The sequence below is a fragment of the Nostoc cf. edaphicum LEGE 07299 genome, from assembly GCF_015207245.1.
GTDB lineage: Bacteria > Cyanobacteriota > Cyanobacteriia > Cyanobacteriales > Nostocaceae > Nostoc > Nostoc edaphicum_B.
In genome coordinates, this window is the sequence record NZ_JADEXF010000499.1 from 1 (window position 1) to 4,216 (window position 4,216).

A 4,216-nucleotide genomic window follows, 5' to 3' on the forward strand; every position below is an offset into this window, starting at 1 on the left:
GTATAAGAGACAGATTTAATGCAACTGATAAACAAGTCGGGATTGATATGGCAACGTTAATGCCTTGGCATGAATTAGTGACAGAATGCTGGAATGTCGCAATTCGCTTTCGTCAAGGACGTGAAGTCTAAGCGCAAAGTTTCGGCAGACAACTTAGCGGTGTCTCAAGACTAGCCAAGGAAGCGTCTATGCAAGATGGCAAATCAATCGTTAAAGAGATAGTAGATAATTCTTAAGAATTTCTTAACATTAGCTGGATTACCAAAATAATGTATCCTATGCTACCGTAAGTGGAATGACGGTTGACAAATAGCTTCATATAAATGTAAGCGCATAACATAAAAAGTGCGTAGAATACTCGTCTTAACTGTGAGTCACGGTATCGGCGAAACAAAGCGTTACAAAATAAAGTTTTAAAAATTGCTGTTCTGGAGGAAAATCCAATGTTACATCTGCTTTACATTCTTGCTTTTACAATCCTTGCATTTATAGCTGTTGGCAACTTAATTCGTAACCTGATTATGTTCAGTTTTGATCGGGAGCGAACCTACCCGACGAATTCCTCGCCAATGAATAACCAAGGCAACTATGGTTATTATTCATCAAAGAAACAGTTTGTACCCCATCCAGAGTTATTAGATAGCGCGGGTAACTTAATTAAAGAGCCACTTTTGGTAATGCGTTCAATTAACGTTGAAGATGCGCGTCAACATCTCGATGCACTTTACGAAGCATCCCCAGGACATAAAAGAGATAATTCCGAAGAAGCATAAAAAAGTAGAGACGCGATTAATCGCGTCTGTTAGCAATTTGGGTGTAAATGATTGTTGTTTTTACATCCTTAATTTTTTTAGTAGAAATTTATTACCATCTTTGAATTTGAGGCGATCGTATCGCTAGCTTGCCTGAAACGGCAGAGTGTGAGTGATGAGATAATTCCTGAAGCACTCAGGGAAGCGACTGGGTAGTAGTTTTCAATCCTGTGGCGCAGTCAGCACTTAAACAAGGCAAGGTTCTGGCACACATCAAAATGTAGGTCTTAATTATAACTGTATAACATCTTATTTGGGCATATATATGATAATACCCTGGTAAAGATAAGGTATGGGAATAGAGGGAAACTTCAAACAAATATCCACACCTCTTTTAGAGATAGCGAAACAAGATTTGTATGTGTTGGATTTGTATCTTCATGCAAAAGAAGCCCTCAACCCCTTCTCCAACAATTGGGAGAAGGGGAGCGAATTTCAAAGTCCCTCTCCCAAGATTGGGAGAGGGATTTAGGGTGAGGGTAAAGATTCATGCAAGAAGTCTATTATGTAACCGAGCGATGTCTACGACGGGCTACGCCTACGCACTAACCATAAAATAGGGAGTGGTAAATTCCTAACTCCCTACTCTCTTTCTAAGCTTCAATAACTACCCGTAAATTGCCCCGTTTTTTCGCAACGCGACAAGCAGTAGTAGTCCCAGAACGCTCAAATTCCAAATCGAGGATGGTAGGGCCGACTCGCAAATTATGAAATGACAGGCGATTAATCGATTCTGGCAAAGCGGGGTCGATTATTCGCAAGCAGTTATTTTGAGCGTCAGGCACCAAGTTGACCATCATTTGCAGTAGTTGGAAAACACTACCCGTAGCCCAAGCTTGGGGAGTGCAAGCAACCGGATACTGTACAGGAGCATTATCACCGTTTCGTTCGTAGCCGCAAAAAAGTTCTGGAGGACGTTGATAGGGTTGCTGCTGAGTCATATCGAATAAACCTTGGAATATTTCTAAGGCTTGATCGATAAGACCGAGCGATCGCAATCCCATTGCGATCAGAGCGTTATCATGGGGCCAAACCGAACCAATGTGATAACCCATCGGATTATAAGCGGGTGACAAACTACTTAGAGTCCGAATGCCCCAACCATTAAACATATCTGGTGCCCGCAACCGTTCTGCTACACTGTGAGCTTTTTCGTCTGTAAAGAGTCCCAAATGCAGACAATGGCCAGGATTTGAGGTAATACTGTCTACTGGCTTACCTTCTCCATCCAAAGCCAGGGCGCAGAAATCTTGATCTTCTACCCAAAAATCCTGATTAAACCGAACCTTAAGATTTCTCGCCTCTTCTTGCCAACGATCTGCCAAATCAAGCCGCTTCTTCATCCTAGCTATTTCTGATAGGCGCATTTTTGCAGCATAGACGTAAGCTTGCACCTCACAGAGAGCAATTGGGCCGTTGGCTAATTCTCCCTTACGGTCTACAATACAGTCGCCAGAATCTTTCCAACCTTGGTTAACAAGACCGCGTTTGGATTTACGGAAGTAGCTGAGATAAGTGGTTTCTTTGGTGTTGCGATCGATCCACTCCATTGCCGCTAGAGCATTGGGCCAAAGTTGCTCTAGGAGTTCTCCATCGTGAGTCCAAGCATAGTGTTCGGCATAGAGCAGCAGCCACAAGGGAGTGGCATCAACTGTACCGTAGTAAGGTGTATGGGGAATTTCTTGACAACGAGCCATTTCTCCCAAACGTAACTCGTGCAAAATCTTACCCGGTTCTTCTTCGCGCCATTCGTCGTCAATTTTACCTTGGTATGTTGCCAGTAATATCAGAGTTTCCTTGGCGATTTGCGAGTTTAACATCAGGGTTTGAGAAGCTGTAATCAGCGAATCTCGCCCAAATAGTGTCGAAAACCAAGGGACTCCAGCGGAAACAGTCTTATGCTTACCAAAAGACTGGCGCAACAAATACATATCTTGTTCAGCCCGCTCAATCACTCGATTGAAGGTACTCTTATCTGAGCTAATGCGAGTAATTTGTTGTACCCAGTGTTGCTCCTCCATCCACTCAGCAGCTTTTGCCTGTCCTAAAGTAGTGGCGGCGCTCACAGTTGAACTGGACTGGTTGTTTCTTAACATATTCACTCGGTAGCCCAGCTTTTGAGTTTCGTGAGAAGCCAACTCTAGCTGCCAAACCGCAGTGTAACCCTTGAAATTGTTTGGTTGCCGATGCTGGAATAGAATCCGGGATTCCATCACCGAGCCATCCAGACCTTGATAGGCGAGTGTTAAGGATTCTTCTCTATAGGCAGATGGCTCTTTAGGTACTGGTGCAACACCATCGACGTGAGAAGATGTTCCTTCCTCAGTCGTTGGTTCTACTAGGCGTAAAAGCCGACCTCGTTTTTCTCTGTCATAGCCACGGACTTCAAATAAATCTACAAAATCCGCATCAAAGCTGATGGTTAGTTCAAAATTGACAGTAGTTGTGCTGTAGTTAGATACTTCTATTTCTTCAAATAATGCCCCATTCAGCACGAGTTCTCGGCGAATTCCGATAGTCTCGGCTTTCAGGCGTTCGTCGATTCTGGGAGTGGTACACAAAACGGAGAGTGAAAAACCTTTCTCAGCAGTACTACTGAGGAGTACAGGCGATCGCCCTTCAATTTGTAACTCCAAGCGATTAAGAAATCTCGTATCACAACAAAACAGTCCCATGCTGGGATTGCCATCGTTGAGGGAACAGCCAGAAATATTCCCGATAGTATCTGTCACAAAAAATAAATCATCATCTTTAACCGTTAGTGTCGGTTGCGATCTTTCAGCCACAACACAAGGCCACTCCGGGATCGGTAATTGTTCGGCAGGAATAAAAGTTTTTCCATCCAGAAAAATTTTTTCTGGGGTCATTAGCGTATCCGGTGTCATTAGACAAAGTTCCGTGTACAGGTCTATATTTTTGTGGTTTTTTGAGTAGAAGTCTCTACCCAAGAGGCAGAAGGAAAGAATAAATACCTTTTTGCTTTGAGACAGAGCAACTAAATTTATTTAGGTCGAAAAAAGACAGATTTGTGTCTCGACACGTATTTTAAACAAAGAACAGCGTATCGTAGAGAGACACAAGATTTTAAATAATCTTTGATATTTGATTAGACTAATTTATGATAATTAATTGATTAAGTTTAATCAACATGAGTGATTAAGTTATGTAAATATTGCAGTCATGATTTTTGGCTAAGAAAATTTATTTAGCGAGCACAAATCAACGTCGGCAAAGTAGGCAATGTCTACGACAGGCTATTTCGCTGACGCATGGACTGCAAATTGATCGTCGGTGGTTATTAGTGAACACAGTAGTTAAAACCATACAATAATTAATGTTTTAGTACTTATTCCTGAAAAAATTTACCTGTACAAGCAAAAGCATCAGTTGCCCTGAATGTATAT

At 42.3% G+C, this 4,216-nt stretch carries 3 protein-coding genes; 2 read left to right on the forward strand and 1 reads right to left on the reverse strand.

Annotation, left to right across the window (positions count from 1 at the left end):
- A partial coding sequence (locus IQ229_RS15580; RefSeq protein ID WP_194045126.1) for a DUF2605 family protein occupies window positions 1-131 on the forward strand: 131 nt, incomplete at its 5' end.
- A 312-nt stretch (window positions 132-443) separates the two neighbouring features.
- Window positions 444-773, forward strand: coding sequence for a DUF2973 domain-containing protein (locus IQ229_RS15585; RefSeq protein WP_194045128.1), 330 nt, complete (start codon window positions 444-446; stop codon window positions 771-773).
- 632 nt (window positions 774-1,405) lie between these two features.
- Here the strand turns inward: IQ229_RS15585 and IQ229_RS15590 are convergent.
- Entirely contained in the window at window positions 1,406-3,697 is a 2,292-nt protein-coding gene (locus IQ229_RS15590; protein WP_194045130.1) for an amylo-alpha-1,6-glucosidase, read from the reverse strand.
- Window positions 3,698-4,216 lie beyond the last annotated feature (519 nt).